The sequence below is a fragment of the Streptomyces sp. OfavH-34-F genome, from assembly GCF_022347745.1.
In the GTDB taxonomy this organism is placed as follows: Bacteria; Actinomycetota; Actinomycetes; order Streptomycetales; family Streptomycetaceae; genus Streptomyces.
Genome location: NZ_JAKRGC010000082.1, coordinates 1 through 23,345, shown reverse-complemented (window position 1 = coordinate 23,345; position 23,345 = coordinate 1). Strand labels below are relative to the sequence as shown.

The window sequence follows — 23,345 nt, the reverse complement described above, 5'->3', positions numbered from 1 at the left end:
CGGCGCGCCGGGGTGCGGCGGGCCGGCGGGACCGTTTCCGGGACCTCGGGGCGGAGGCAGCGGGGCCCCCACTGCGTGCTGCATCCGGTGCGACTCCGTCTCGTGCAGGCAACTGGCGCTGGTGCAACGGCAACGGTACCTTCCCCGGCCGCCACAGGAGCAACGGCCGGGGAGGGCCCGAGGTGCCCGGAAGGCGAGGTCAGTCCGCGAGTTGCTCGGCCAGGGCGCGCAGCGCGAGCCGGTAGGAGCCGATGCCGAATCCGGCCACGGTTCCGGTGGCGACCGGGGCGATGACGGAGGTGTGGCGGAATTCCTCCCGTGCGTACGGGTTGGAGATGTGCACCTCGATGAGCGGGGCGGTGCGCTGGGCGGCCGCGTCCCGCATCCCGTACGAGTAGTGCGTGAACGCTCCCGGATTGATGACGACCGGAATCGATCCGTCGGCGGCCTCGTGGAGCCAGCGGATCAGCTCGCCCTCGTCGTTCGTCTCGCGGACGTCGACGTCGAAACCCAGCTCCTTGCCGAGGGTGCGGCACACCTCGACGAGACCGGCGTACGAGGTGGCCCCGTAGACGTCGGGCTCGCGGGAGCCGAGCCGGCCGAGGTTGGGGCCGTTGAGCACGAGGACCCGGCGGCTCATGCCGAGACCTCCCCGTAGGCGGCGAGCAGCACGGCCGGGTCGGGGCCCTCCAGCACGGCGGGCTTGCCGAGGCCGTCCAGGACGATGAAGCGCAGCAGGTCGCCGCGGGACTTCTTGTCGACCTTCATGTTCTCCAGCAGCTTCGGCCACTGGTCGCCGCGGTAGGTGAGCGGCAGCCCCACGGACTCCAGGATCGCGCGGTGCCGGTCGGCGGTGGCGTCGTCCAGGCGGCCGGCCAGGCGGCCCAGTTCGGCGGCGAAGACCATGCCGACCGACACGGCGGCCCCGTGGCGCCACTTGTAGCGCTCGTTCTTCTCGATGGCGTGGCCCAGGGTGTGGCCGTAGTTGAGGATCTCGCGCAGTCCGGACTCCTTGAGGTCGCTGGAGACGACCTGGGCCTTGACCCGTACCGAGCGCTCGATCAGCTCGGCGGTGTGCGGTCCGGCGGGGGTCCGGGCGGCCTGCGGGTCCTCCTCGATCAGGTCGAGGATCACCGGGTCGGCGATGAAGCCGGCCTTGATGATCTCGGCCATGCCGGAGACGTAGTCGTGGACCGGCAGCGACTCCAGGGCGGCCAGGTCGCACAGGACGCCGGCCGGCGGGTGGAAGGCGCCGACGAGGTTCTTGCCCTCGGCGGTGTTGATGCCGGTCTTGCCGCCGACCGCCGCGTCGACCATGCCGAGCACGGTCGTCGGCACGGCGATCCAGCGCACCCCGCGCAGCCAGGAGGCGGCGACGAAGCCCGCGACGTCGGTGGTGGCGCCCCCACCGACGCCGACGATGACGTCGGTGCGGGTGAAGCCGGTCTGGCCGAGCGCCTTCCAGCAGTAGGCGGCGACCTCGACGGTCTTGGCCTCCTCGGCGTTGGGCAGCTGGATCGCGATGGCCTCGTAGCCCTGGTCGGCGAGGTCCTGGCGGACCGCCTCGCCGGTCTCGGCGAGGGCCTCGGGGTGGAGGACCGCGACGCGCTTGGCCCGCTCGCCGATGAGCCCGGGCAGCTCGCCGAGGAGCTGCCGGCCGATCAGTACCTCGTACGGGTCGGTGCCCGCGCTGCCGGCGATGCGGACGCGGATGGGTGCCTGCTCGGTCATGGTGTGTTCTCCCGGCCGGACGGGGCACCGTCCGGCAGCTCCAGTGCGTCGAGGACCGCCTGGGCGACCTCTTCGGGTGTGCGCTCGTCGGTGGCGACGACCGTGCGGGCGACCTCGGTGTAGAGGTGCCTGCGGGCGTCCATCAGCTCGCGCCACTGCCGGCGCGGGTTGACCGCGAGCAGCGGGCGGGCGGCGCCGAGCCCGACCCGGCGGACCGCCTCCTCCACGTCCATGGAGAGGTAGACGACCGGGTGGCCGGCGAGGAGCGCGCGGGTGGACGGGTCGAGGATCGCCCCGCCGCCGAGCGAGAGGACGCCGGTGTGCTCGGCGAGGGCCGCGCGCACGGCGTCCCGCTCCAGCGCCCGGAAGTGGTCCTCGCCCTCGTCGTAGAAGATCTCGGCGATGGGCTTGCCCGCGCTCGCGACGACATCGGCGTCGGTGTCCCGGTAGCCGGTGCCCAGCCGGTCGGCGAGCAGTTCGCCGACCGTGGACTTGCCGACGCCCATCGGGCCCACCAGGACGACCAGCGGACCGCTCATCGGATCTGGAGGTGGTCGAGGTACGCGCGCACGTTGCGGCGGGTCTCGGGGACGCTGTCGCCGCCGAACTTCTCCGCGACCGCGTCCGCCAGGACCAGGGCGACCATCGCTTCGGCGACGATGCCGGCGGCCGGGACGGCGCAGACGTCGGAGCGCTGGTGGTGCGCCTTCGCGGGCTCGCCGGTCACCACGTCGACGGTCGCCAGGGCGCGGGGCACGGTGGCGATCGGCTTCATCGCGGCCCGCACGCGCAGCAGTTCGCCGGTGCTGAGGCCGCCCTCGGTGCCGCCGGCCCGGCCGGAGGCGCGCTTGATGCCGTCCTCGGTCACCAGGATCTCGTCGTGCGCCTTCGAGCCCGGCACCCGGGCGAGGTCGAAGCCGTCGCCGACCTCGACGCCCTTGATGGCCTGGATGCCCATGAGCGCGCCGGCGAGGCGGGCGTCGAGCCTGCGGTCCCAGTGGACGTGCGAGCCGAGGCCGACCGGCACGCCGTACGCCAGCACCTCGACGACGCCGCCGAGGGTGTCGCCGTCCTTGTGGGCCTGGTCGATCTCGGCGACCATCCGCTTGCTCGCGTCGGCGTCGAGGCAGCGGACCGGGTCGGCGTCGAGCCGCTCCACGTCGGAGGGGACGGGGTAGACCCCGTACGGCGCCTTGGCGGCGGCCAGCTCCACGACATGGCTGACGATCTCGATGCCGGCGGTCTCCTTGAGGTAGGACCGGGCGACGGCGCCGAGGGCGACGCGGGCCGCGGTCTCCCGCGCGCTGGCGCGCTCCAGGACCGGGCGGGCCTCGTCGAAGCCGTACTTCTGCATGCCGGCGAGGTCGGCGTGGCCGGGGCGGGGCCGGGTCAGCGGGGCGTTGCGGGCCTGGGCGGCCAGCGTCTCCGGGTCGACCGGGTCGGCCGACATGACCTGCTCCCACTTGGGCCACTCGGTGTTGCCGACCATCACGGCGACCGGGGAGCCCATGGTGAGGCCGTGCCGGACGCCGCCGAGGAAGGTGACCTCGTCCCGCTCGAACTTCATCCGCGCACCGCGCCCGTAGCCAAGCCGCCGCCGGGCGAGCGCGTCCGCCACCATCTCCGTGGTGACCGGGACGCCGGCCGGAAGGCCCTCCAGCGTCGCCACCAGTGCGGGGCCGTGCGACTCCCCTGCGGTCAGCCAGCGCAACCTGCTCAACGGTGCTCCTCATGCTCGCGCCCGAAAATCCAGCGGCGCGACCGGGTGCGCGGCCCTGGCCCGCCGCCCCCGATCCTCCCACGGCCGGGGCCCCGGCCCGCCGCCGGTCCAGCAGACGGACGTCACGGGCGTCAGCGGGCGGCCAGCGCCGCTTCCCCCGCCTTGCGCATGGCGGCGAGCGGGGCCGGTGAGCGGCCCGTCATCTGCTCCACCTGGAGGACGGCCTGGTGGACGAGGAGGTCCAGACCTCCGACGACTGCGCCGCCGCGTGCGGTCCAGGCGGCGGCGAGCCGGGTGGGCCACGGCTCGTACAGGACGTCGAAGAGCGTGCCGGGCCGCTCCGGTACGGCCCCGGCCAGGGCGTCGGCCGCGCCGGCGGGGGTGGTGGCGACGACGAGGGGTTCGGTCAGCGCGCGGTCGGCCGCGGACCAGTCGGCGGTCCGCACGTCGACGCCGAGCCGTTCGCCCCAGCCGCGCATCTCGTCGGCGCGGGCCGCGCTGCGCACGTAGGCGGTGACGGGTCCGGTGCAGAGGCCGGCCAACGCGGCGAGCGCGGAGGACGCGGTGGCGCCGGCGCCGAGGATCGCGGCGGACTCCACCGTCTCGACGCCGCGTTCGCGCAGGGCGGCGGCGATGCCGGGGATGTCGGTGTTGTCCCCGGTGCGGCGGCCGTCCTGCCCGAGGATCACGGTGTTGACGGCCTCGACGGAGGCGGCGGTGTCGCTGATCTCGTCGAGCAGCGGAATGACGGCGCGCTTGAGCGGCATGGTGAGCGAGAGCCCCGCCCATGTGCCGTCCAGCTTCTCGATGAACCCGGGCAGTGCCCGCTCGTCGATCTCGAACCGGTCGTACGACCAGTGGTCGAGCCCCAGCTCGGCGTAGGCGGCCCGGTGCAGGACCGGGGAGAGCGAGTGGGCGATGGGCGAGCCGAGGACGGCCGCGCGGCGCGGCCCCTCATCGAAGGCCATGCTGTTCCTTGAACTTCTCGTTGAGCTTCTCGTGCTCGGCCGCCGTCTTGGTGAACTGGGTCTTCTTGCCGTCGAGCGAGATGAAGAACATCCAGCCACCGGTGGTGGGACTCAGCGTCGCACGCAGAGCCTCGTCCCCGGGGTTGCCGATGGGACCGGGCGGCAGGCCGGCGTGGTAATAGGTGTTGTAGGGATCGGGGTTGGTGCGGATCTCGTTCGAACCAATCTTGATCTTGCTCTGGTTCGTGAGGTAGTTGTACGCGGAGTCGAATTCGAGCTTTCGGTTCGTCACCGTGTTGTCCGGCTTGAGCCGGTTGTAGACGACTTCAGCCATCTTGCGGAAGTCGTCGTGCGTAAGGCCTTCCGCCTGGACGAGGCTGGCCACCGTGAGCACCTGCCACGGGCCGTCGAGTTTGTACTTCTTGGCCGTTCCCTGGAGGTCGAGCTTCTTGTACTCCTCGTTGGACCGTTCGACCATCTTCTTGAGGATCGCCTCCGGCTTGGTCTCCGTCGTCAACGGGTACGCGGCCGGATAGAGGAAGCCTTCGAGCGGGTCCTTGACGTCCTTGTTCTTGCTCGCCCATCCGGGCAGGCCCAATTCACCGCTCTTGGACTTGGCGATCTTCTTGGTCGTCCCCTTGTCGAGGCCGAGCCGCTTGTCCAGCAGCGCGTAAATGGCGACGTTGCGGGTGCCCTCGGGAATGACCAGGAGGTTCTGGCTCTTGGGATCCACCATCATCTTCACGGCCTCGGCCGCCGACATCTGCGAGTGCAGCAGGTAGACCCCGGCCTGGATCGACTTGCCCTTCGGGTTCTCGTTCTGCGCAGAGACGAAGGCGTCGACGCTCTTGACCACGCCCGCCTTCTTCAGGATGTTCCCGATGTCGTAGCCGTACGCGCCCTTCGGGATCTCCACCTCGACGGAGCCGGAGCCGCTGCCCGAGTAGTCGGGGGCCGGGCCGAACCGGTCCTGGTAGAACGAGTAGCCGAAGTAGCCAGCGCCACCGACGCCGGCGACCAGGACCACCGAGAGGACCAGGCAGGCGCAGCCGCTGCGGTTCTTCTTCTTGCCCTTGCCGCGCCGGTCACCGCCTTTGCCGCGCCGGGAGTCGCGGGGGTGGTCCTCGTCCTCGTCGTCGTAGTCGTAGTCGTCGTCCCGGGGAGCCTTGTCGTCCTTCTCGTCCGCCCCGGTGAAGAAGGGGTGGGTCTCCTCCGGCGGCTCCTCCGGGTTCCAGTCGGGGGCCGGCTCCGGCGCCTCGGCGGGCGCGGGTTCGCGGCGGCCCGGCGGCTGCGGGGGCGGGTAGGCGTCGGGGGTGCCGTAGTAGTCGTTCGTCTCGTCGTAGCCGTACGTGGCGGCGGGCTGGCCGTCGTACGGCGGCATCGCCTGCTGCCCCGTGTCCCAGCCGGCGTCGTAGCCGGGCTGCTGCGGTTGATGCGGCTGCTGGTGCTGCTGGGCGTAGGGGTCGTGCGCCGGCTGCTGCCCGTACGGGGCGTGCGCCTGCTGCTGGTAGTGCTGCTGGGCGTACGGGTCGGGCTGCTGCGGCTGCTGTTGTTGCTGCCCGTACGGGTCGGGCTGCTGCTGTTGCTGCTGCTGCCCGTACGGGTCGTGCGGCTGTGCCTGCTGCTGGTACGGGTCGTACTGGCCCTGCGGGTACTGCTGCTGAGCGCCGTACTGGCCGTCGTACGGGGCCTGGCCGTGGGCAGGCTGCTGGCCGCCCCACCCCTGGTCCCCGTACAAGGGGTCCTCGGGATGCCACGGTTCGGAGCCGGGGCCCCGGCCATACTCAGTCATCGATCCCCTTGAGCCGCGAGACGCTGTTCCGCCTCTTCGCTGTGCGGTGCATGTTCGAACACCGGCGCATCGCGCGGAACGTTACCGTATTGCGATCAGACCACCACTTCGACGCCTTCGCCCGGTGGACTGCCCGACACCCGTTCGGATTCCAGAGCGTTCTGGAGGATCACCACAGCGGCAGCCTGATCGATGACGGATCGGCCCTTTCTGGACTTCACGCCCGAGGCGCGCAGCCCGTGCGCGGCCGTCACTGTGGTCATCCTCTCGTCCACCAACCGCACCGGAATGGGTGCGACCGCTCGGGCGAGGACCTGGGCGAAGGCGCGGACCTTGGCGGCCGCCGGGCCCTCACCGCCCCCCAGGGAGCGCGGCAGGCCGACGACGACCTCGATCGGCTCGTACTCGGCGACGATCTGGCCGAGCCGCCGGTGGGCGGCCGGGACGTCGCGTCCCGGCACGGTCTCCACCGGCGTCGCCAGGATGCCGTCGGGGTCGCACGAGGCGACCCCGATCCGGGCGTCCCCGACGTCGATCGCCAGCCGGCGACCGCGGCGCATCTGCGGCATCTGCGGCGTCACGCCGTCTCGGTGACGAGGCGTTCGACGGCGGCGACGGCGTCGCCGATCGCCTCCGGGTTCTGGCCGCCGCCCTGGGCGACGTCCGGCTTGCCGCCGCCCCCGCCGCCGAGGGTCTTGGCGGCGGTACGGACGAGGTCACCGGCCTTGAGACCGCGCTCGCGGGCCGCCTCGTTGGTGGCGATGACGGTCAGCGGGCGCCCGTTGGCCGTCGTGAACAGCGCCACCACGGCAGGGCGGCCGCCCTGGATGCGGCCGCGCACGTCGAGGACGAGCTTGCGCAGGTCGTCGGCGGAGGTGCCGTCGGGGACCTGGCCGGTGACCAGGGCGACGCCCCGGACGTCGATCGCGGAGTCGGCGAGCCCGGCGGCGGCCGCGAGGACCTTCTCCGCGCGGAACTTCTCGATCTCCTTCTCGGCGTCCTTCAGCTTGCCGAGCATGCCCGCGATCTTCTCCGGCAGCTCCTCGGGACGGCCCTTGACCAGCTCCTGGAGCTGGGCGACGACCGTGTGCTCCCGGGCGAGGAAGTTGTACGCGTCCACGCCGACGAGGGCCTCGATGCGGCGCACCCCGGAGCCGATGGAGGACTCGCCGAGCAGCTTGACCAGGCCGAGCTGGGCGGTGTTGTGCACGTGCGTGCCGCCGCACAGCTCCTTGGAGAAGTCGCCGATGGTGACGACGCGGACCCGCTCCCCGTACTTCTCGCCGAACTCGGCGATGGCGCCCTGCTTCTTCGCCTCGGCGAGCGACATGACCTCGGCCTGCACGTCGAGCTCGCGGGCCAGCACCTCGTTGATCTTCTGCTCCACGTCGGTGAGGACCGTGCCGGGTACGGCGGCGGGCGAGCCGAAGTCGAAGCGGAAGCGGCCGGGCGAGTTCTCCGAACCGGCCTGCGCGGCGGTCGGGCCGAGCGCGTCGCGCAGCGCCTGGTGGGTGAGGTGGGTGGCGCTGTGGGCGCGGGCGATGGCGCGGCGGCGGGTGGAGTCGATCGCGGCGTACGCGGACGCGCCGACCGTGACCTCGCCGACCTGGACGGAGCCCTTGTGCACGGAGACGCCCGGCACCGGCTGCTGGACGTCGCGCACGACGATGACGGCGCCGCTGTCGAGCCGGATGCGGCCCTGGTCGGCGAGCTGGCCGCCGCCCTCGGCGTAGAACGGGGTGCGGTCCAGGACGACCTCTACCTCGTCGCCCTCGGTGGCGGCGGGCGAGGGGACGCCGTCGACGAGGAGGCCGACGATCGTCGACTCGCCCTCGGTCGCGGTGTAGCCGGTGAACTCGGTGACGCCGGAGGTGTCGGCGACCTCGCGGTAGGCGGACAGGTCGGCGTGGCCGGTCTTCTTGGCCTTGGCGTCGGCCTTGGCCTTGTCCCGCTGCTCCTGCATCAGGCGGCGGAAGCCGTCCTCGTCCACGGAGAGCCCCTGCTCGGCGGCCATCTCCAGGGTGAGGTCGATCGGGAAGCCCCAGGTGTCGTGGAGCAGGAACGCCTTGTCGCCCGCGAGGACCGTGCCGCCGGCGGCCTTGGTCTCGGTGACGGCGGTCTCCAGGATGTTGGTGCCGCCCTTGAGGGCCTTGAGGAAGGCGGCTTCCTCGGCGAGCGCGACGGTCTCGATGCGCTTGCGGTCGGTGATCAGCTCCGGGTACTGCTGCCCCATGGTGTTGATCACGACGTCGACCAGTTCGCGGACGACGGAGCCGGTGGCGCCCATCAGGCGCATGTTGCGGATGGCGCGGCGCATGATGCGGCGCAGCACGTAGCCGCGGCCCTCGTTGCCGGGGGTGACGCCGTCGCCGATGAGCATGACGGAGGTGCGGATGTGGTCGGCGACCACGCGCAGCGACACGTCGGTGGACTCGGCGGCGCCGTAGCGCACCCCGGTCAGCTCGGTGGCGCGGTCCATGACGACGCGCAGGGTGTCGGTCTCGTACATGTTCTGCACGCCCTGCAGGATCATCGCGAGGCGTTCCAGGCCGAGGCCGGTGTCGATGTTCTTGGACGGCAGGTCGCCGAGGATCGGGAAGTCCTCCTTGCCGTCGCCCGCGCCGCGCTCGTACTGCATGAAGACCAGGTTCCAGATCTCCACGTACCGCTCGTCGTTGACGGCCGGGCCGCCCTCGACGCCGAACTCGGGGCCGCGGTCGTAGTTGATCTCGGAGCACGGGCCGCACGGGCCGGGCACGCCCATGGACCAGAAGTTGTCCTTCTTGCCCAGGCGCTGGATGCGCTCGGCCGGGACGCCGATCTTGTCGCGCCAGATGGCCTCGGCCTCGTCGTCGTCCAGGTAGACGGTGATCCACAGGCGCTCGGGGTCGAGCCCGAAGCCGCCGTCCGCCACGGAGCTGGTCAGCAGCTCCCAGGCGTACGCGATGGCGCCTTCCTTGAAGTAGTCGCCGAAGGAGAAGTTGCCGCACATCTGGAAGAAGGTGCCGTGCCGGGTGGTCTTGCCGACCTCTTCGATGTCCGGCGTGCGCACGCACTTCTGCACGCTGGTGACGCGCGGCGCGGGCGGCTTGACCTCACCGAGGAAGTAGGGCTTGAACGGCACCATGCCGGCGGGGACCAGCAGCAGAGTCGGGTCGTCCGCGATGAGCGACGCCGAAGGGACAACGGTGTGACCGCGCTCCTCGTAGAAGCTCAGCCAGCGGCGACGAATTTCTGCCGACTCCATCAGTGGTCCTCATTCCGGTTGTACGAGTGGTAGGGAAGCGTGGGGCGGGTGGTGGGCGTGCCGCCCGCGGGCAGGGCGGGGGCGTCCGGGGCTTCGAGGCCCAGTGCCTCGCCGAGTTCGGCCTCGCGTCTGGCCATGCCCTCGCGGACGTCCAGCGCGAAGTCCTTGATCCGGTGGCCGGCCTCGACCGCCTTGTCGGCGGCCTGCGCGGCGAGGCTCTCGGGGGCGAGCTGCCTGATCTTCCGGTTGACCTTGGTGGTGGCCCACACCCCGGCGGCTGCGCCGGCGGTGAACCAGAACGTACGGCGGAACATCGCTGCGTCAGTCCTTAGATCCGCGGGAATTACGGCGGTTGCGCTTCCGGGCGCGTGCCGGGGGCACGGTCCGGCCGACGATCACCGGGCGCCCGGAGCGCGCCTCCGGTGCCGGGGCGGAGCGGCGGCCGATGGCCTGCCGGACCCCGTAGCCGAACGCGGCGACCTTGACCAGGGGGCCGCCGAAGGCGGAGGCGACGGTGGTGGAGAGCGCGGAGGCGTTGGAGGTGACCTCCTGTACGTCCGTGGCGATGGCGTCGACCTTGTCGAGCTGGGTCTGCGCGGCGCGCACGGTCGCGGAGGCGTCCGCGAGCAGCGGGACGGCCTGTTCGGTCACGTCCGCCACGAGTTTGGTGGTCGCCCTGAGCGTCTGGGCGAGCCTCACCAGCACGACGGCGAGGAACGAAACCAGGATCGCCCAGAAGACGGCCACCAGGATCCCGGCCACCTCACCACCGGACACAGTGCACCGCGCTCTCTGGCTAGTCGTCTGTCTGTCTTGTTTCTCCTGCTCTGCGGCGAGGGCCGTCGGGGCGGCCGTTCGCCTCCCCCGAGCCTATCGCGCCGGGGTCACGCCCCGTACCGCGTGAGCCACCGTGCGGCGGGTGTCCGTGCGGGCCGTTTGTACGGAGTGCTTTCAAGCCAGTACTCTGCGTGTTTCATGCGACGCCCTCAGCGCCCCTCTTCGCCCGCCGGGGATTCCGGCACCCCGGCCGCCTCCGCCGCGCGCCCCCGTCCGGGCAACCTCCCCGCCGAACTGAACGACTTCGTGGGCCGCGAGAGCGAGCTGGCCGCGCTGGCGGTGTCGCTGGAGGAGTCCCGCCTGGTGACGGTCACCGGGGTGGGCGGCGTCGGCAAGACACGCCTGGTCACCCGGGCCGCCGCGCTACTGGAGAAACGGTACTGCGACGGGGTCTGGCTGGTGGAGCTGTCCGCCGTGCCCGACGCCGGACTGCTGGAGCACGCCGTGGCCGGGGCGCTGGGGCTGACCGACCACACCGCCCGGCCGCCCCTCGCCGGGCTCGTCGAACACTGCGCCGGCCGCCGCCTCCTGCTGGTCCTGGACGGCTTCGAACATCTGGTGGACGAGTGCGCCGCGCTGGTCCGGGAGCTGTTGCGGCGGGCCCCCGGGCTGCGGGTGCTCGCGGCGGGCCGGCTGCCGATGGAGCTGCCGGGCGAGCGCGTCCATCCGCTCGCCACGATGACCGACGAGGACGCGCTGCGGCTGTTCGCCGACCGGGCCGCCGCGGTGCGCCCGGACTTCCGGCTGACCGACCGCAGCCGGGGCCCGGCCCGGGAGCTGTGCCGCAGGCTGGACGGGATTCCGCTCGCCCTGGAACTGGCGGCCGGACGGCTGCGGGCCCTGTCCACCGAGCAGGTCCTGCAACGGCTCGACGACCGGTTCCGACTGCTGACCAGCAGTGGCCGCGGCACCCTGGACCGGCACCAGACGCTGCGTACGGCCATCGGCTGGAGCCATGAGCTGTGCTCCCCGCCGCAGCGGCTGCTCTGGGCCCGGCTCTCCGTGTTCGCCGGGCAGTTCGACCTGGAGGCCGTGGAGTACGTGTGCAGCGGCTCCGACCTGCCCGCCGACTCGGTGCTCGACGTCCTGTCCGGGCTGCTCGCGCAGTCCGTGGTGCTGCGCGAGGACTCCCCCGCCGGCACCCGCTACCGGATGCTGGACACCGTCCGCGAATACGGGGCGGAGTGGCTCGCCGCGACCGGGGACGCCGACCGGCTGCGCCGCAGGCACCGCGACTGGTTCCTGGGGCTGGCGACCTGGTGCGAGCTGGACTGGTTCAGCCCCCGGCAGGCGGAGGTGGCGGCGCGGGCGGAGAGCGAGCTGCCCAATCTGCGCCGGGCCATGGAGTGCTCGCTGGAGAGCCCGCAGGAGGCGCACCTCGCCCAGTACCTGGCGGGCACGCTGTGGTTCCTGTGGGTGGGCTGCGGGCGGCTGGCCGAGGGCCGGCACTGGCTGGACCACGTGCTGGAGGAGGACACCCCGTACGACGCCTCGCGGCTCAAGGCCCTGTGGGTGCTCGGCTACGTCGCGGTCGTCCAGGGCGATCCGGTGACCGCGATCTCCGCGCTGACCGAGTGCCGGGAGGAGGCCGAGGCGGCGGGCGACGCCGCGGCCGCCGCGTACGCCGTGCACCGCACCGGGTGCCTGGCCCTGGTCACCGACGACATGGAGCGCGCGCGGGATCTGCTGGGCGACGCGCTCGACCGCTACGGGGCGCTGGGCGAGCTGAACAGCAACGTCCTGATGGCCCGGGTCGAACTCGCCATGTCCACCGGCTTCCTCGGCGACACGGACCGGGCCGTGGCGCTCTGCGAGGAGGTCCGGGACATCTGCGAGGACCACGGCGAGCGGTGGGCCCTGAGCTACGCGCTGTACGTGCTGGCCTACGCGGCCCTGGAGCGCGGGTCTTCGGAGCGGGCCCGGCAGCTGCTGGGCGAGTCGCTGTCGATCAGCCACACGTTCCACGATCTGCTCGGCACCGTGCTGGCCCTCGAACTGCTGGCGCTCGTCACGGTGACCGAGGGGGATGCGCCGGAGGCGGCGCTGCTCCAGGGGGCCGCCGACCGCATCTGGCCGTCCGTGGGACTGCCGCTGTTCGGCTCGGCGTACTACGGGGCGCCCCGGGCGCGCTGCGAGGAGCTGGCCCTGCGGGAGCTGGGCGAGACGCGGTACGCGGCGGCGCTCGGCGCGGGCCGGGAGCTGGGGCCGGAGGCGGCGGTGGCGCGGGCGCTGGCGGGCCGGAACGCGAAGGCCCGCCGCCTCCCCGAGTGCCGGGAAGGGGCGGGCCTGAGCGCCGGTGAAGAGCGACTGCGCCTGGATCAGCGGGCGTAGTACTCGACGACGAGCTGCTCGTCGCAGATCACGGGGATTTCCTTGCGGTTCGGATCCCGGTCAAGGCGGAAGGCCAGGGCCTTCAGGTTCACCTGCAGGTAGCGCGGGGTCTCGCCGTCCGTGGCGTAACCACCCTCGCGGGCCACCTGGAAGGGGTGCTTGTCGCGGCTGCGCTCGCGGACCATGACGATGTCGTCCGGGCGGACGCGGAACGACGGCTTGTCGACCTTGCCACCGTTGACCTCGATGTGGCCGTGGACGACCATCTGGCGGGCCTGGTAGATGGTCCGGGCGATGCCCGAACGCAGGACCAGCGCGTCGAGACGGCGCTCGAGCTCGACGACGAGCGCCTCGCCCGTCTTGCCCTCGGCCTTCTTGGCGCGGTCGTAGGCACGCGCCATCTGGCGCTCGCTGATGTCGTACTGCGCACGCAGACGCTGCTTCTCGAGCAGACGGACCTTGTAGTCCGAGTTCTGCTTGCGGCCGCGGCCGTGCTCGCCCGGCGGGTAGGGGCGGGCCTCGAAGTACTTGACCGCCTTCGGCGTCAGCGCGATGCCGAGCGCGCGGCTCTTCTTGACCTTGGGACGCGACTGATTAGGCACGTTCTCCAGACCTCCGTTGTAGGTTAGGTTAGGCTCACCTTACTCAAGGAGATCGCATGTCTCGCCCTGGGAACACCACACACGTCACGGACAGCACAGACAGCATCGACGCGCCTGAGGGCGTCGAGATGACGGAGGACCGATCAGATCGTGGTCAGCCGCGTCCCAGCGGGCTTGAAATCACACGGATGCCGTCAGCAGCCGAGCGCACACGAACTCTCGTACAGAGTACCTGCTCCGCGGTGCTGCTCGTTCCCGGGCTCGAATCGGCGGACTCGGACCAGCTGATGCCGCTCTCCCGGGGCGTGGGCCCGGACGGCGATGTGTTCCTGGAGTTCCCCGAGGTCTCCCCGGTCGTCCGCGCCGCCGCGCAGGCCGGGTACGACGAGGACGCCGGGGACGACGAGGTGCCGGCCGTGCTGGAGATCACGGACGTCGCCCCGGTCGCCGTCCCCCACCGCATCCGCGGCCGGGCCCGGATCGCCGGCCGGCTGACCGCCGTACCCGGCCTGGCGGGGCCCGGGCGGACGATGCTGCGGCTGGAGACGGACGAGGCGCACATCGACGACCTGTGGGGCACGGAGTCCGTGGCGGCGGAGAGCTTCCGCGACGCCGCCCCCGACCCGCTCGGCGACGTCGAGGCGGACCTCCTCCAGCATCTGCACGCGGCGCACCCCCGGGAGCTGGCGGGGCTGAGCGGGCTGCTCGGCGCCCGCGCCTCGTGCACCTGCGCCGCGCACCGGCCGGCCGTGGTGCCGCTGGCGCTGGACCGGCTCGGGCTGCGGGTCCGTGTGTGCGAGCGGGACGGCGGCTGCTTCGACGCGCGCTTCGAGTTCCCGGAGCCGGTGCGGGACGTGGCGGGACTCAGCCGGGCGATGCACACGCTGTTCGCCGCCGCGGGCTGAACCGCGCCCCGGTCCGCCGCTTCCGCCCCCGGTCAGGCCGGGTCCGTGCCGTCGCCGGCGGGCGGGCGGCCGAGGCGCTCCCTGACCCGGTCCACCACGTCCGCGTAGCGTGCCTCGGCTCCGTAGCGGGTGGGACGGTAGTACTGCTTGTCGCCCACCGCGTCCGGCGCGTACTGCTGGGCGGCGATCCCGCCGGGCACGTCGTGCGGGTAGACGTAGCCCTGGGCGTGGCCCAGCTTGGCGGCGCCCTTGTAGTGGCCGTCGCGCAGATGGGCCGGGACCGGGCCGGCCAGCCCTTTGCGGACGTCCTCGCGGGCGGCGGAGATCGCCAGTGTGGCCGCGTTGGACTTGGGGGCGAGCGCCAGCGCGATGGTGGCGTGGCTGAGGGTGAGCGCCGCTTCGGGGAAGCCGATCAGGGCGACCGCCTGGGCCGCGGCGACGGCGGTGGGCAGCGCGGTGGGGTCGGCGAGGCCGATGTCCTCGCTGGCCGAGATCATCAGCCGCCGGGCGATGAACCGGGGGTCCTCGCCCGCCTCGATCATGCGGGCCAGGTAGTGCAGGGCGGCGTCCACGTCGGAGCCCCGGATGGACTTGATCAGCGCGCTCGCCACGTCGTAGTGCTGGTCGCCGTCCCGGTCGTACTTCACGGCCGCCCGGTCGACGGTCTCCTCCAGCGTGAGGAGCGTGATCGCGGTCTCCTGCTTGGCGAGCGCCGCTCCGGCAGCGGCCTCCAGGGCGGTCAGCGCCCGGCGCGCGTCGCCCCCGGCGATGCGCAGCAGGTGTTCCTCGGCGTCCTCGGGGAGCGTCACCGCGCCGCCGAGTCCGCGTTCGTCGGTGAGGGCGCGGCGCAGCAGGCCGCGCAGGTCGTCGTCGGTCAGGGGCTCCAGCGTGAGCAGCAGCGAGCGCGAGAGCAGCGGGGAGATGACGGAGAAGTACGGGTTCTCGGTGGTGGCGGCGATCAGGGTGACCCAGCGGTTCTCCACGGCGGGCAGCAGGGAGTCCTGCTGGGCCTTGGAGAAGCGGTGGATCTCGTCCAGGAAGAGGACGGTCTCCTTGCCGTACCCCCCGGCGGCGCGGCGGGCGCCGTCGATCACGGCGCGGACCTCCTTGACGCCGGCGGTGATCGCGGAGAGCTCGACGAACCGCTTGTTCGTCGCCTTGCTGACCACGTACGCGAGGGTGGTCTTGCCGATGCCGGGCGGGCCCCAGAGGATCACCGAGGAGGGACCGGCCGGTCCCCCGCTGCCCTCGCCCACCAGGCGGCGCAGGGGCGAGCCCGGCTTGAGCAGGTGCTGCTGGCCCACGACCTCGTCGAGCGTGCGCGGACGCATCCGGACAGCGAGGGGGCTGCTGGACGGGTCCTTCTCCTGGCGGTCTTCGGCGGCTGCGGTAAAGAGGTCGGGCTCCACGTCCCGAAGCCTAAGCCACCCCACCGACAATGCCCCCGGGCCGGTGGTCCGGGGGCAGGTGCGCACGGGGGCGCGGACGGATGCGGGGCCGGGGTCAGCTGGTCCAGAAGTCCCACCAGCGGGTCAGGATCAGCATGCCGATGATGCCGACCCACAGCACCGGGAGCACCCAGTGGAACTCGCTGATGCCGTTGCGCAGCCAGGCGGGCGCGGGGATGATCCCCTCCCGGATGTTGTGCGTGGTGATGTAGCAGAACATGAAGATGGTGGCGACCCAGGCCAGGCAGCACCACAGGCACAGCGAGTTGATGTTGTACAGCGACTGGTACTGCAGCCAGGTGCAGAAGCCGACGCCGAACAGCGTGCCCGCGTTCATCCCGAGCCAGTACCAGGCGCGGAAGCGGGCGCCGGCCAGCAGGGCCAGGCCGATGCCGATGATCACCGGGTAGGTGACCATGCCGAGCCAGGGGTTGGGGAAGCCGAAGGCGGACGCCTGCTCGCTCTTCATGATGTTGCCGCAGGCCACCACGGGGTTGAGGCTGCAGCCGGGGACGAAGGAGGGGTCCTCCATCATCTTGAGCTTGTCGAGCGTGATGACCCATGCGGCGAGCGTTCCGGCGGCGCCCGTGATCATCAGCAGGACGGCGAGCGCACGGCTGCCTCCGAAGGTGCGCGTCCCGCCGCTCTCGTCCTGGTCGGAGGAGGGATGGTCAACCGCTGCAGTCGTCATATCGCCGTTTCCGTCACTGAGTAGCCTGCTGGGGCAGGGTCATTGTGCCGCACGGCTCGGCCGCGATTCCGTTCGATGCGCATAAAGATGTGCGCATCCGCGCGGGCCGGTGCGGGGGCGCCGGGCCGGTCGCGCCGCCGTGACGAGGGAGATCGTCTTCCCTGCGCACGCGCGCCGGGCGTCAGCCGTACAGGCACGGATTCACCGTGCGGAATGAATCCGGATCACTCACGTTGACGCGGGGTCCGGGGGCGGACCGGTCGCCCGCCCCCGGACGCCTCGGCTCAGCCCAGGCGCGCGCGGACCGCCGCCACGACGTCGGACACCGGCACGGGGGTCTGCTCGCCGGACTCCATGTCCTTGAGCTGGACGTGGCCCTCGGCGAGGTCGCGCTCACCGGCCACGATCGTGAACCGGGCGCCGGAGCGGTTGGCGCTCTTCATCGCGCCCTTGAGCCCCCGGCCGCCGTACGCGAAGTCCGCGGCCACACCCTCCCGGCGCAGCTGGTTGACGACGCCGAACAGGACCCGGCGCGCCTCCTCGCCGAGCGGGACGGCGAAGACGCTGGTGGTGGCGGGCAGGGCCAGCTCGATGCCCTCGGCCTCCAGGGCCAGGACCGTGCGGTCCACGCCGAGCGCCCAGCCGACCGACGGGAGCGCCGGGCCGCCGATCATCTCGGAGAGGCCGTCGTAGCGGCCGCCGCCGCCCACGGCCGACTGCGAGCCGAGGCCGTCGTGGACGAACTCGAACGTGGTGCGCGTGTAGTAGTCGAGGCCGCGGACGAGCTTCTCGTCGTCCTCGAAGACGACTCCCGCCTCGTTGAGCAGGTCCCGGACCTCCTCGTGGTACGCCTTGCAGGCGTCGCACAGGAAGTCGCGCAGCACGGGGGCGCCGGCCAGCTGCGCACGGACCTCGGGGCGCTTGTCGTCGAGGACGCGCAGCGGGTTGATCTCGATGCGCCGGCGGGTCTCCTCGTCCAGGTCCAGCTCGCGCAGGAAGCCCTGGAGCGCGTCGCGGTAGACGGGGCGGCACTCCTTGTCGCCCAGCGAGTTCAGCAGGATGCGGAACTCGCGCAGGCCCAGCGTGCGGTACGCCTGGTCGGCCAGGATGATCAGCTCGGCGTCGAGCGCCGGGTCCTCGGCGCCGATGGCCTCCGCCCCGACCTGCGAGAAGTGGCGGTAGCGGCCCTTCTGCGGGCGCTCGTAGCGGTAGTACGAGCCGGAGTACCAGAGCTTGACCGGCAGGTTGCCGAGCTTGTGGAGGTTGGCCTCCAGGGCGGCGCGCAGCACCGACGCGGTGCCCTCGGGGCGCAGGGCGAGCTGGGAGCCGCCCTTGGTGGTGAGCGTGTACATCTCCTTGGTGACGATGTCGGTGGACTCGCCCACGCCCCGGGAGAAGAGGGCCACGTCCTCGAAGCCGGGGGTCTCGATGTAGCCGTAGCCGGAGTTCTTCAGCGGGGCGGCGATCGCCTCCCGCACCGCGAGGTACTTCGCGGAGTCCGGCGGGGTCAGGTCGTAGGTGCCCTTGGGGGCCTTGAAGGTGCTCACGATTCCGCTCTCGTCACATTCCTCGCCGGGGCGCGTCCCCACCGCTCATACCGGTCAGGTACGGGTTGGTGGCGCGCTCGCGGCCGATGGTCGTCTGGGGGCCGTGGCCGGACAGCACCACGGTCGAGTCGTCGAGCGGCAGGCACACGCGGGCCAGCGACTCGAGGAGCTCGGCGTGGTCGCCGCCGGGCAGGTCGGTGCGTCCGACGGAGCCGGCGAAGAGCAGGTCGCCCGAGAAGAGGACCTGGGGGACCTCCGTCGTCTCGGGCATCCTGAACGTCACCGACCCCTTGGTATGGCCGGGCGCGTGCGAGACGCCGAACTCCATGCCCGCGAGCCGCAGCCGGGCCCCGTCGGTCAGCTCCTTGACGTCGTCCGGCTCCCCGACCGTCAGCTCGCCCATGAGCGGCATCCCGATCGAGCGGCCGAGGGCCTTCTCCGGGTCGCTCATCATGTAGCGGTCCTCGGGGTGGATCCAGGCGGGGACGTCGTGCGCGCCGCACACCGGGACGACCGAGGCGACGTGGTCGATGTGGCCGTGGGTGAGGACGACGGCGACGGGCTTGAGCCGATGCTTCCTCAGCGCTTCCTCGACGCCTTCGGCGGCCCGGTGGCCGGGGTCGATGATCACGCACTCCTCGCCTGCGGCGGGGGCGACCAGGTAGCAGTTGGTCCCCCAGGCCCCGGCGGGGAAGCCGGCAATCAGCACGATCGTCCTTAATGGTCGTCCAACGGGAGCAGCGGCGACCTGGGTCACAGCAGTTCAGAGCCTACCGGCGCTCCTCATTCCACAGCTAACCCATATACCGTACGGGGCAACCCAGGCCCGATCACACGACGTACAAGGAGAACACCCGGTGGTCAGCAGCGATCAGCGGCGGCGGCAGCTCGCCAGGGAGAAGTACGAGCGGCAGCAGCGGCGCCGGGAGGAGGCCCGTCGCAGGTCACGGCGGCTGATGCTGTCCATCGCCTCGGCGGTGGCCGTGGTGGCGGTCATCGGCGGCGCGACGTACTTCGCCACCCGCGGGGACGACGGCAAGGACAAGACCGACGCGGCGGCGAGCCAGAGCCCGTCCGCCGAGGCCTCCCCCACCGAGAAGGCGAAGCCGGAGCCGCCGATGAAGATCGACAAGAAGGCCCGGTACAAGATGTCGCTCAAGACGAGCCAGGGCGACATCGCGTTCACCATGGACGCGTCGAAGACCCCGCACACGACGAACTCCTTCAAGTCGCTGGCCGACGAGAAGTTCTTCGACGGGACGACGTGCCACCGGCTGACCGTCGGAAACGTCTCCGTGCTGCAGTGCGGCGACCCCAAGGGGGACAGCAGCGGCGGTCCCGGGTACACGATCCCGGACGAGAACCTGACCGCGCTGGGCAAGGCCGACAAGGACGGGTCCGTGGTCTACCCGGCGGGCACGGTGGCGATGGCCAACACGGGACAGCCGCACAGCGGCGGCAGCCAGTTCTTCCTCGTCTACAAGGACAGCAAGCTGCCGCCCACGTACACGCCGTTCGGCACGCTGGACGAGAAGTCGCTGAAGGTCGTCCAGGCCGTCGGCGAGGCCGGGGTGGAGGGCGGCGCCCCCGAGGGTGCGCCGAAGAAGGCCGTGAAGATTGCGAAGCTGACCGTCGACAAGGTGTGATTCCGGCGGCGGGCCCCCGTGGCCGCCGAATAAATCCGGCCGTGCTGAGTGCGGACAGCCGGGCGGCCCGTCGCCTAGATTGGCGTGGTGCAGGGCGGGCGCTGCCCGCCCCAGGAAACTGTGGACGATGCCAGGGGGGTGATCCCCTCGCGGGCATCAGGTGGAGGAGGCGCTGTGAGCAGCGACCCGTGGGGCCGTGTCGATGAGACGGGCACCGTGTACGTGCGTACAGCCGACGGCGAGCAGGTCGTCGGATCGTGGCAGGCCGGTTCACCGGAGGAGGCCCTGGCCTACTTCGAGCGCAAGTACGAGGGCATTGTGGTCGAGATCGGCCTCCTCGAACGGCGGGTGAAGAACACCGATCTGTCCGCGAAGGACGCGACGACCGCCATCGAGCACCTGCGCGCCCAGGTCGACGAGCACCACGCCGTCGGCGACCTGGACGCGCTGCGCAAGCGGCTGGACGCGCTCGTCGCGACGGTCGAGTCGCGGCGCGAGGAGCGCAGGGCGCAGAAGGCCAAGCAGGCCGACGAGGCCCGGCAGGCCAAGGAGGCGCTGGTCGCCGAGGCCGAGGAGCTGGCGGGCAGCGAGCAGTGGCGTTCGGCGGGCGAGCGGCTGCGCGCCCTCGTGGACACGTGGAAGGGCCTGCCCCGGCTCGACCGCAAGTCCGACGACGAGTTGTGGCACCGCTTCTCGCACGCCCGCTCGGCGTTCTCCAAGCGCCGCAAGGCCCACTTCGCCTCGCTGGACGCCCAGCGCGAGGAGGCCCGCAAGGTCAAGGAGAAGCTGGTCGCCGAGGCCGAGGCGCTCTCCGGGTCCACGGACTGGGGGCCGACGGCCGCCCGCTACCGCGACCTGATGACGCAGTGGAAGGCGGCCGGGCGCGCCCAGCGCGAGGCCGAGGACGACCTGTGGAACCGCTTCCGCGGCGCCCAGGACGTCTTCTTCGCGGCTCGCGGCGAGGTCTTCGCCGAGCGGGACGCGGAGCAGGGCGAGAACCTCAAGCTCAAGGAGGAACTCGCCGCGGAGGCCGAGAAGCTGGTGCCGGTGACGGACCTGAAGGCGGCCAGGGCCGCTTTCCGGGGCCTCAACGAGCGCTGGGAGGCCATCGGTCACGTACCGCGTGACGCCCGCCCGAAGGTCGAGGGGCGGATGCAGGCGGTGGAGCGGGCGCTCCAGGAGGCCGAGGAGGCCGAGTGGCGCCGGACCAACCCGGAGGCGCGGGCGCGCGCCGCGGGGCTGACCGGTCAGCTCCAGGCCGCCGTGGACAAGCTGCGCGGTCAGATCGACGCCGCCCGTGCCTCGGGCAACAACGCCCGCGCGGACAAGCTGGCCCGTGAGCTGGAGGGCCGGCAGGCGCTGCTGGACCAGGCGCTCAAGGGCCTGGAGGAGTTCGGCGGCTGACCGTCCGGATGAAGGAGGGGGCCTCCCGCGTTCGCGCGGGAGGCCCCCTTTTTTCCGTGTCCGGGGCGGGCCCGCCTACGGCCGCCGTGCCGAGGTGACCCGGTAGACGTCGTAGACGCCCTCCACGCCCCGTACCGCCTTCAGGACGTGCCCCAGGTGTTTGGGGTCGCCCATCTCGAAGGTGAAGCGGGAGGTGGCCACCCGGTCGCGGGAGGTCTGCACGGCGGCGGACAGGATGTTGACGTGCTGGTCGGACAGGACCCGGGTGACGTCCGACAGGAGCCGGGAGCGGTCCAGCGCCTCGACCTGGATGGCGACCAGGAAGACGGAGGACTGGGTGGGGGCCCACTCGACGTCGAGAATCCGTTCCGGCTGCTGCGAGAGCGAGTCCACGTTGACGCAGTCCGCGCGGTGCACGGAGACGCCGCTGCCACGGGTGACGAAGCCGATGATGGGGTCGCCCGGCACCGGGGTGCAGCAGCGGGCGAGCTTGACCCACACGTCCTCGACGCCCTTGACGACGACACCGGGGTCGGCGTTGGAGCGGCGCTTGTTGCGGCTGCGCGAGGGCGGGGTGCTCTCCTCCAGGTCCTCGTTGGCCGCGTCCTCGCCGCCGAGGGCCTGGACCAGCTTCTGCACGACACCGGCGGCGGCGACATGGCCCTCGCCGATCGCGGCGTACAGCGAGGAGATGTCGGGGTAGCGCATCTCGTGCGCGAGGGTGACCAGCGAGTCGCCGGTCAGGATGCGCTGGATCGGCAGGTTCTGCTTGCGCATGGCCCGCGCGATGGCGTCCTTGCCCTGCTCGATCGCCTCGTCCCGGCGCTCCTTGGAGAACCAGGCGCGGATCTTGTTGCGGGCGCGCGGCGACTTGACGAAGCCGAGCCAATCGCGGGAGGGCCCGGCGCCGGCCGCCTTGGACGTGAAGACCTCGACGAGGTCCCCGTTGTCCAGCGTGGACTCCAGCGGCACCAGGCGGCCGTTGACCCGTGCTCCTATCGTGCGGTGGCCGACCTCCGTGTGGACGGCGTACGCGAAGTCGACCGGGGTGGCCCCGGCCGGGAGCGCGATGACGTCGCCCTTGGGCGTGAAGACGAAGACCTCGTTGCGCGAGAGGTCGAAGCGCAGCGACTCCAGGAACTCGCTGGGGTCCTCGGTCTCCTTCTGCCAGTCCAGGAGCTGGCGCAGCCACGCCATGTCGTTGACGGTGTCCTGGCCGCGTCCGGTGTTCTTGGGGATGTCGGTGCGGACCTTGGAGGCGCCCGCGACGGCCTCCTGCTTGTACTTCCAGTGCGCGGCGATGCCGTACTCGGCGCGGCGGTGCATGTCGAAGGTCCGGATCTGGAGTTCGACGGGCTTGCCGCTGGGGCCGATCACCGTGGTGTGCAGTGACTGGTACATGTTGAACTTGGGCATCGCGATGTAGTCCTTGAACCGGCCGGGGACCGGGTTCCATCGCGCGTGGACGGTGCCGAGCGCCGCGTAGCAGTCGCGGACGGTGTCGACCAGGACCCGGATGCCCACCAGGTCGTAGATCTCGGCGAAGTCGCGGCCCCGCACGATCATCTTCTGGTACACGCTGTAGTAGTGCTTGGGCCGTCCGGTGACGGTGGCCTTGATGCGGGCGGCGCGCAGGTCGGCCTGGACCTCGTCGGTGACGACGGCGAGGTATTCGTCGCGCTTGGGCGCCCGTTCGGCCACCAGCCGCACGATCTCGTCGTACATCTTGGGGTAGAGGATCGCGAAGGCGAGGTCCTCCAGCTCCCATTTGATGGTGTTCATGCCCAGGCGGTGGGCGAGCGGAGCGTAGATCTCCAGCGTCTCGCGGGCCTTCTTCTCCTGCTTCTCCCGCTTGAGGTAGCGCATGGTGCGCATGTTGTGCAGCCGGTCGGCGAGCTTGATGACCAGGACGCGCGGGTCCTTGGCCATGGCGACGACCATCTTGCGCACGGTCTCGGCCTGCGCGGCCTCGCCGAACTTGACCTTGTCGAGCTTGGTGACGCCGTCCACCAGCAGGGCGACCTGGTCGCCGAAGTCGCGGCGCAGGGTGTCCAGGCCGTACTCGGTGTCCTCGACGGTGTCGTGCAGCAGCCCGGCCATCAGGGTCGCCGGGTCCATGCCCAGCTCCGCGAGGATCGTGGTGACCGCGAGCGGATGCGTGATGTAAGGGTCGCCGCTCTTGCGCTTCTGACCGCGGTGCCAGCGCTCGGCGACCTGGTAGGCCCGTTCGATCTGGCGCAGCGTGGCCGTCTCGGTCTTGGCGTCGTTGCCCCGCACGATGCGCAGCAGCGGTTCGAGGACCGGGTTGTACGGGCTGGAGCGCTGCACGCCGAGGCGGGCGAGCCGGGCGCGGACGCGGTTGGAGGAGCCGCCGGAGCGGGACACCTGGCCGCTGGAGGCGGCGGAGGCGGCGGGCTTTGCCGGTGGCTTGGGCGCGGTCGGCGCGGGAGCGGCCGGCTGGGCGGGGGACGCAGGC

20 protein-coding genes are annotated in these 23,345 nt (G+C 71.8%); 4 read left to right on the top strand and 16 right to left on the bottom strand.

Features of this window, described 5'->3' with window-relative positions:
• Positions 1 to 199: 199 nt before the first annotated feature.
• From aroQ to MHW47_RS15080, 10 genes are all read right to left on the bottom strand, one after another.
• Positions 200 to 640, bottom strand: coding sequence for a type II 3-dehydroquinate dehydratase (gene aroQ / locus MHW47_RS15125; RefSeq protein ID WP_239223642.1), 441 nt, complete (start codon positions 638 to 640; stop codon positions 200 to 202).
• Positions 637 to 1,731, bottom strand: a complete 1,095-nt coding sequence (aroB, locus tag MHW47_RS15120) for a 3-dehydroquinate synthase (protein WP_239223640.1) — start codon at positions 1,729 to 1,731, stop codon at positions 637 to 639. Before aroB ends, aroQ begins: the two co-directional genes overlap by 4 nt.
• On the bottom strand, positions 1,728 to 2,270 hold the full coding sequence (locus tag MHW47_RS15115; protein WP_239223638.1) for a shikimate kinase: 543 nt from the start codon (positions 2,268 to 2,270) through the stop codon (positions 1,728 to 1,730). The genes aroB and MHW47_RS15115 overlap by 4 nt, the downstream gene beginning before the upstream one ends.
• Positions 2,267 to 3,451 (bottom strand): chorismate synthase, encoded by a 1,185-nt coding sequence (gene aroC / locus MHW47_RS15110; RefSeq protein WP_239223637.1) that lies wholly within the window; start codon positions 3,449 to 3,451, stop codon positions 2,267 to 2,269. Before aroC ends, MHW47_RS15115 begins: the two co-directional genes overlap by 4 nt.
• 131 nt (positions 3,452 to 3,582) lie before the next feature.
• Positions 3,583 to 4,419, bottom strand: a complete 837-nt coding sequence (locus MHW47_RS15105) for a shikimate dehydrogenase (protein WP_239223635.1) — start codon at positions 4,417 to 4,419, stop codon at positions 3,583 to 3,585.
• Positions 4,406 to 6,211 (bottom strand): endolytic transglycosylase MltG, encoded by a 1,806-nt coding sequence (gene mltG / locus MHW47_RS15100; protein ID WP_239223634.1) that lies wholly within the window; start codon positions 6,209 to 6,211, stop codon positions 4,406 to 4,408. The genes MHW47_RS15105 and mltG overlap by 14 nt, the downstream gene beginning before the upstream one ends.
• Before the next feature lie 95 nt (positions 6,212 to 6,306).
• A complete protein-coding gene (gene ruvX, locus MHW47_RS15095) occupies positions 6,307 to 6,780 on the bottom strand; it encodes a Holliday junction resolvase RuvX (RefSeq protein ID WP_239223644.1) in 474 nt (157 codons plus the stop codon).
• Positions 6,781 to 6,788: 8 nt separating this feature from the next.
• Positions 6,789 to 9,458: an alanine--tRNA ligase gene (alaS, locus tag MHW47_RS15090; protein ID WP_239223633.1), complete on the bottom strand. Its 2,670-nt coding sequence runs from the start codon at positions 9,456 to 9,458 to the stop codon at positions 6,789 to 6,791.
• Entirely contained in the window at positions 9,458 to 9,772 is a 315-nt protein-coding gene (locus tag MHW47_RS15085) for a DUF6167 family protein (RefSeq protein ID WP_239223631.1), read from the bottom strand. The genes alaS and MHW47_RS15085 overlap by 1 nt, the downstream gene beginning before the upstream one ends.
• Before the next feature lie 7 nt (positions 9,773 to 9,779).
• Positions 9,780 to 10,220: a DUF948 domain-containing protein gene (locus MHW47_RS15080; RefSeq protein WP_239223630.1), complete on the bottom strand. Its 441-nt coding sequence runs from the start codon at positions 10,218 to 10,220 to the stop codon at positions 9,780 to 9,782.
• A gap of 213 nt (positions 10,221 to 10,433) precedes the next feature.
• Between MHW47_RS15080 and MHW47_RS15075 the strand changes: the two genes are divergently transcribed.
• Positions 10,434 to 12,626, top strand: coding sequence for an AAA family ATPase (locus MHW47_RS15075; RefSeq protein ID WP_239223629.1), 2,193 nt, complete (start codon positions 10,434 to 10,436; stop codon positions 12,624 to 12,626).
• Here MHW47_RS15075 and rpsD read toward each other — a convergent pair.
• Positions 12,614 to 13,228 carry a 30S ribosomal protein S4 gene (gene rpsD, locus MHW47_RS15070; RefSeq protein WP_239223628.1) on the bottom strand — a complete coding sequence of 205 codons (615 nt, stop codon included), beginning with the start codon at positions 13,226 to 13,228 and terminating at the stop codon, positions 12,614 to 12,616. The genes MHW47_RS15075 and rpsD overlap by 13 nt on opposite strands.
• Positions 13,229 to 13,416: 188 nt before the next feature.
• Here rpsD and MHW47_RS15065 point away from each other — a divergent pair, with 188 nt between their 5' ends.
• A complete protein-coding gene (locus tag MHW47_RS15065; RefSeq protein ID WP_239223626.1) occupies positions 13,417 to 14,133 on the top strand; it encodes a DUF2470 domain-containing protein in 717 nt (238 codons plus the stop codon).
• 32 nt (positions 14,134 to 14,165) lie between these two features.
• On the opposite strand, the gene MHW47_RS15060 is transcribed toward MHW47_RS15065, so the two are convergent.
• The 4 genes from MHW47_RS15060 to MHW47_RS15045 form a co-directional block, all read right to left on the bottom strand.
• Positions 14,166 to 15,542: a replication-associated recombination protein A gene (locus MHW47_RS15060; protein WP_239223625.1), complete on the bottom strand. Its 1,377-nt coding sequence runs from the start codon at positions 15,540 to 15,542 to the stop codon at positions 14,166 to 14,168.
• Positions 15,543 to 15,636: 94 nt separating this feature from the next.
• Positions 15,637 to 16,272 carry a vitamin K epoxide reductase family protein gene (locus tag MHW47_RS15055; protein ID WP_239223624.1) on the bottom strand — a complete coding sequence of 212 codons (636 nt, stop codon included), beginning with the start codon at positions 16,270 to 16,272 and terminating at the stop codon, positions 15,637 to 15,639.
• 284 nt (positions 16,273 to 16,556) lie between these two features.
• The gene (gene hisS, locus MHW47_RS15050) at positions 16,557 to 17,819 is read right to left on the bottom strand and encodes a histidine--tRNA ligase (RefSeq protein WP_239223622.1); all 1,263 of its coding nucleotides are present in this window, start codon (positions 17,817 to 17,819) and stop codon (positions 16,557 to 16,559) included.
• 13 nt (positions 17,820 to 17,832) lie between these two features.
• Positions 17,833 to 18,528: an MBL fold metallo-hydrolase gene (locus tag MHW47_RS15045; protein WP_239223620.1), complete on the bottom strand. Its 696-nt coding sequence runs from the start codon at positions 18,526 to 18,528 to the stop codon at positions 17,833 to 17,835.
• Positions 18,529 to 18,676: 148 nt separating this feature from the next.
• Between MHW47_RS15045 and MHW47_RS15040 the strand changes: the two genes are divergently transcribed.
• Both MHW47_RS15040 and MHW47_RS15035 read left to right on the top strand, forming a co-directional pair.
• The gene (locus tag MHW47_RS15040; RefSeq protein ID WP_239223618.1) at positions 18,677 to 19,465 is read left to right on the top strand and encodes a peptidylprolyl isomerase; all 789 of its coding nucleotides are present in this window, start codon (positions 18,677 to 18,679) and stop codon (positions 19,463 to 19,465) included.
• Between the two features lie 174 nt (positions 19,466 to 19,639).
• Positions 19,640 to 20,869, top strand: a complete 1,230-nt coding sequence (locus MHW47_RS15035) for a DUF349 domain-containing protein (RefSeq protein WP_239223616.1) — start codon at positions 19,640 to 19,642, stop codon at positions 20,867 to 20,869.
• 75 nt (positions 20,870 to 20,944) lie between these two features.
• Here MHW47_RS15035 and MHW47_RS15030 read toward each other — a convergent pair.
• The coding region (locus tag MHW47_RS15030; protein ID WP_239223615.1) for a bifunctional (p)ppGpp synthetase/guanosine-3',5'-bis(diphosphate) 3'-pyrophosphohydrolase at positions 20,945 to 23,345 on the bottom strand (2,401 nt) is incomplete at its 5' end.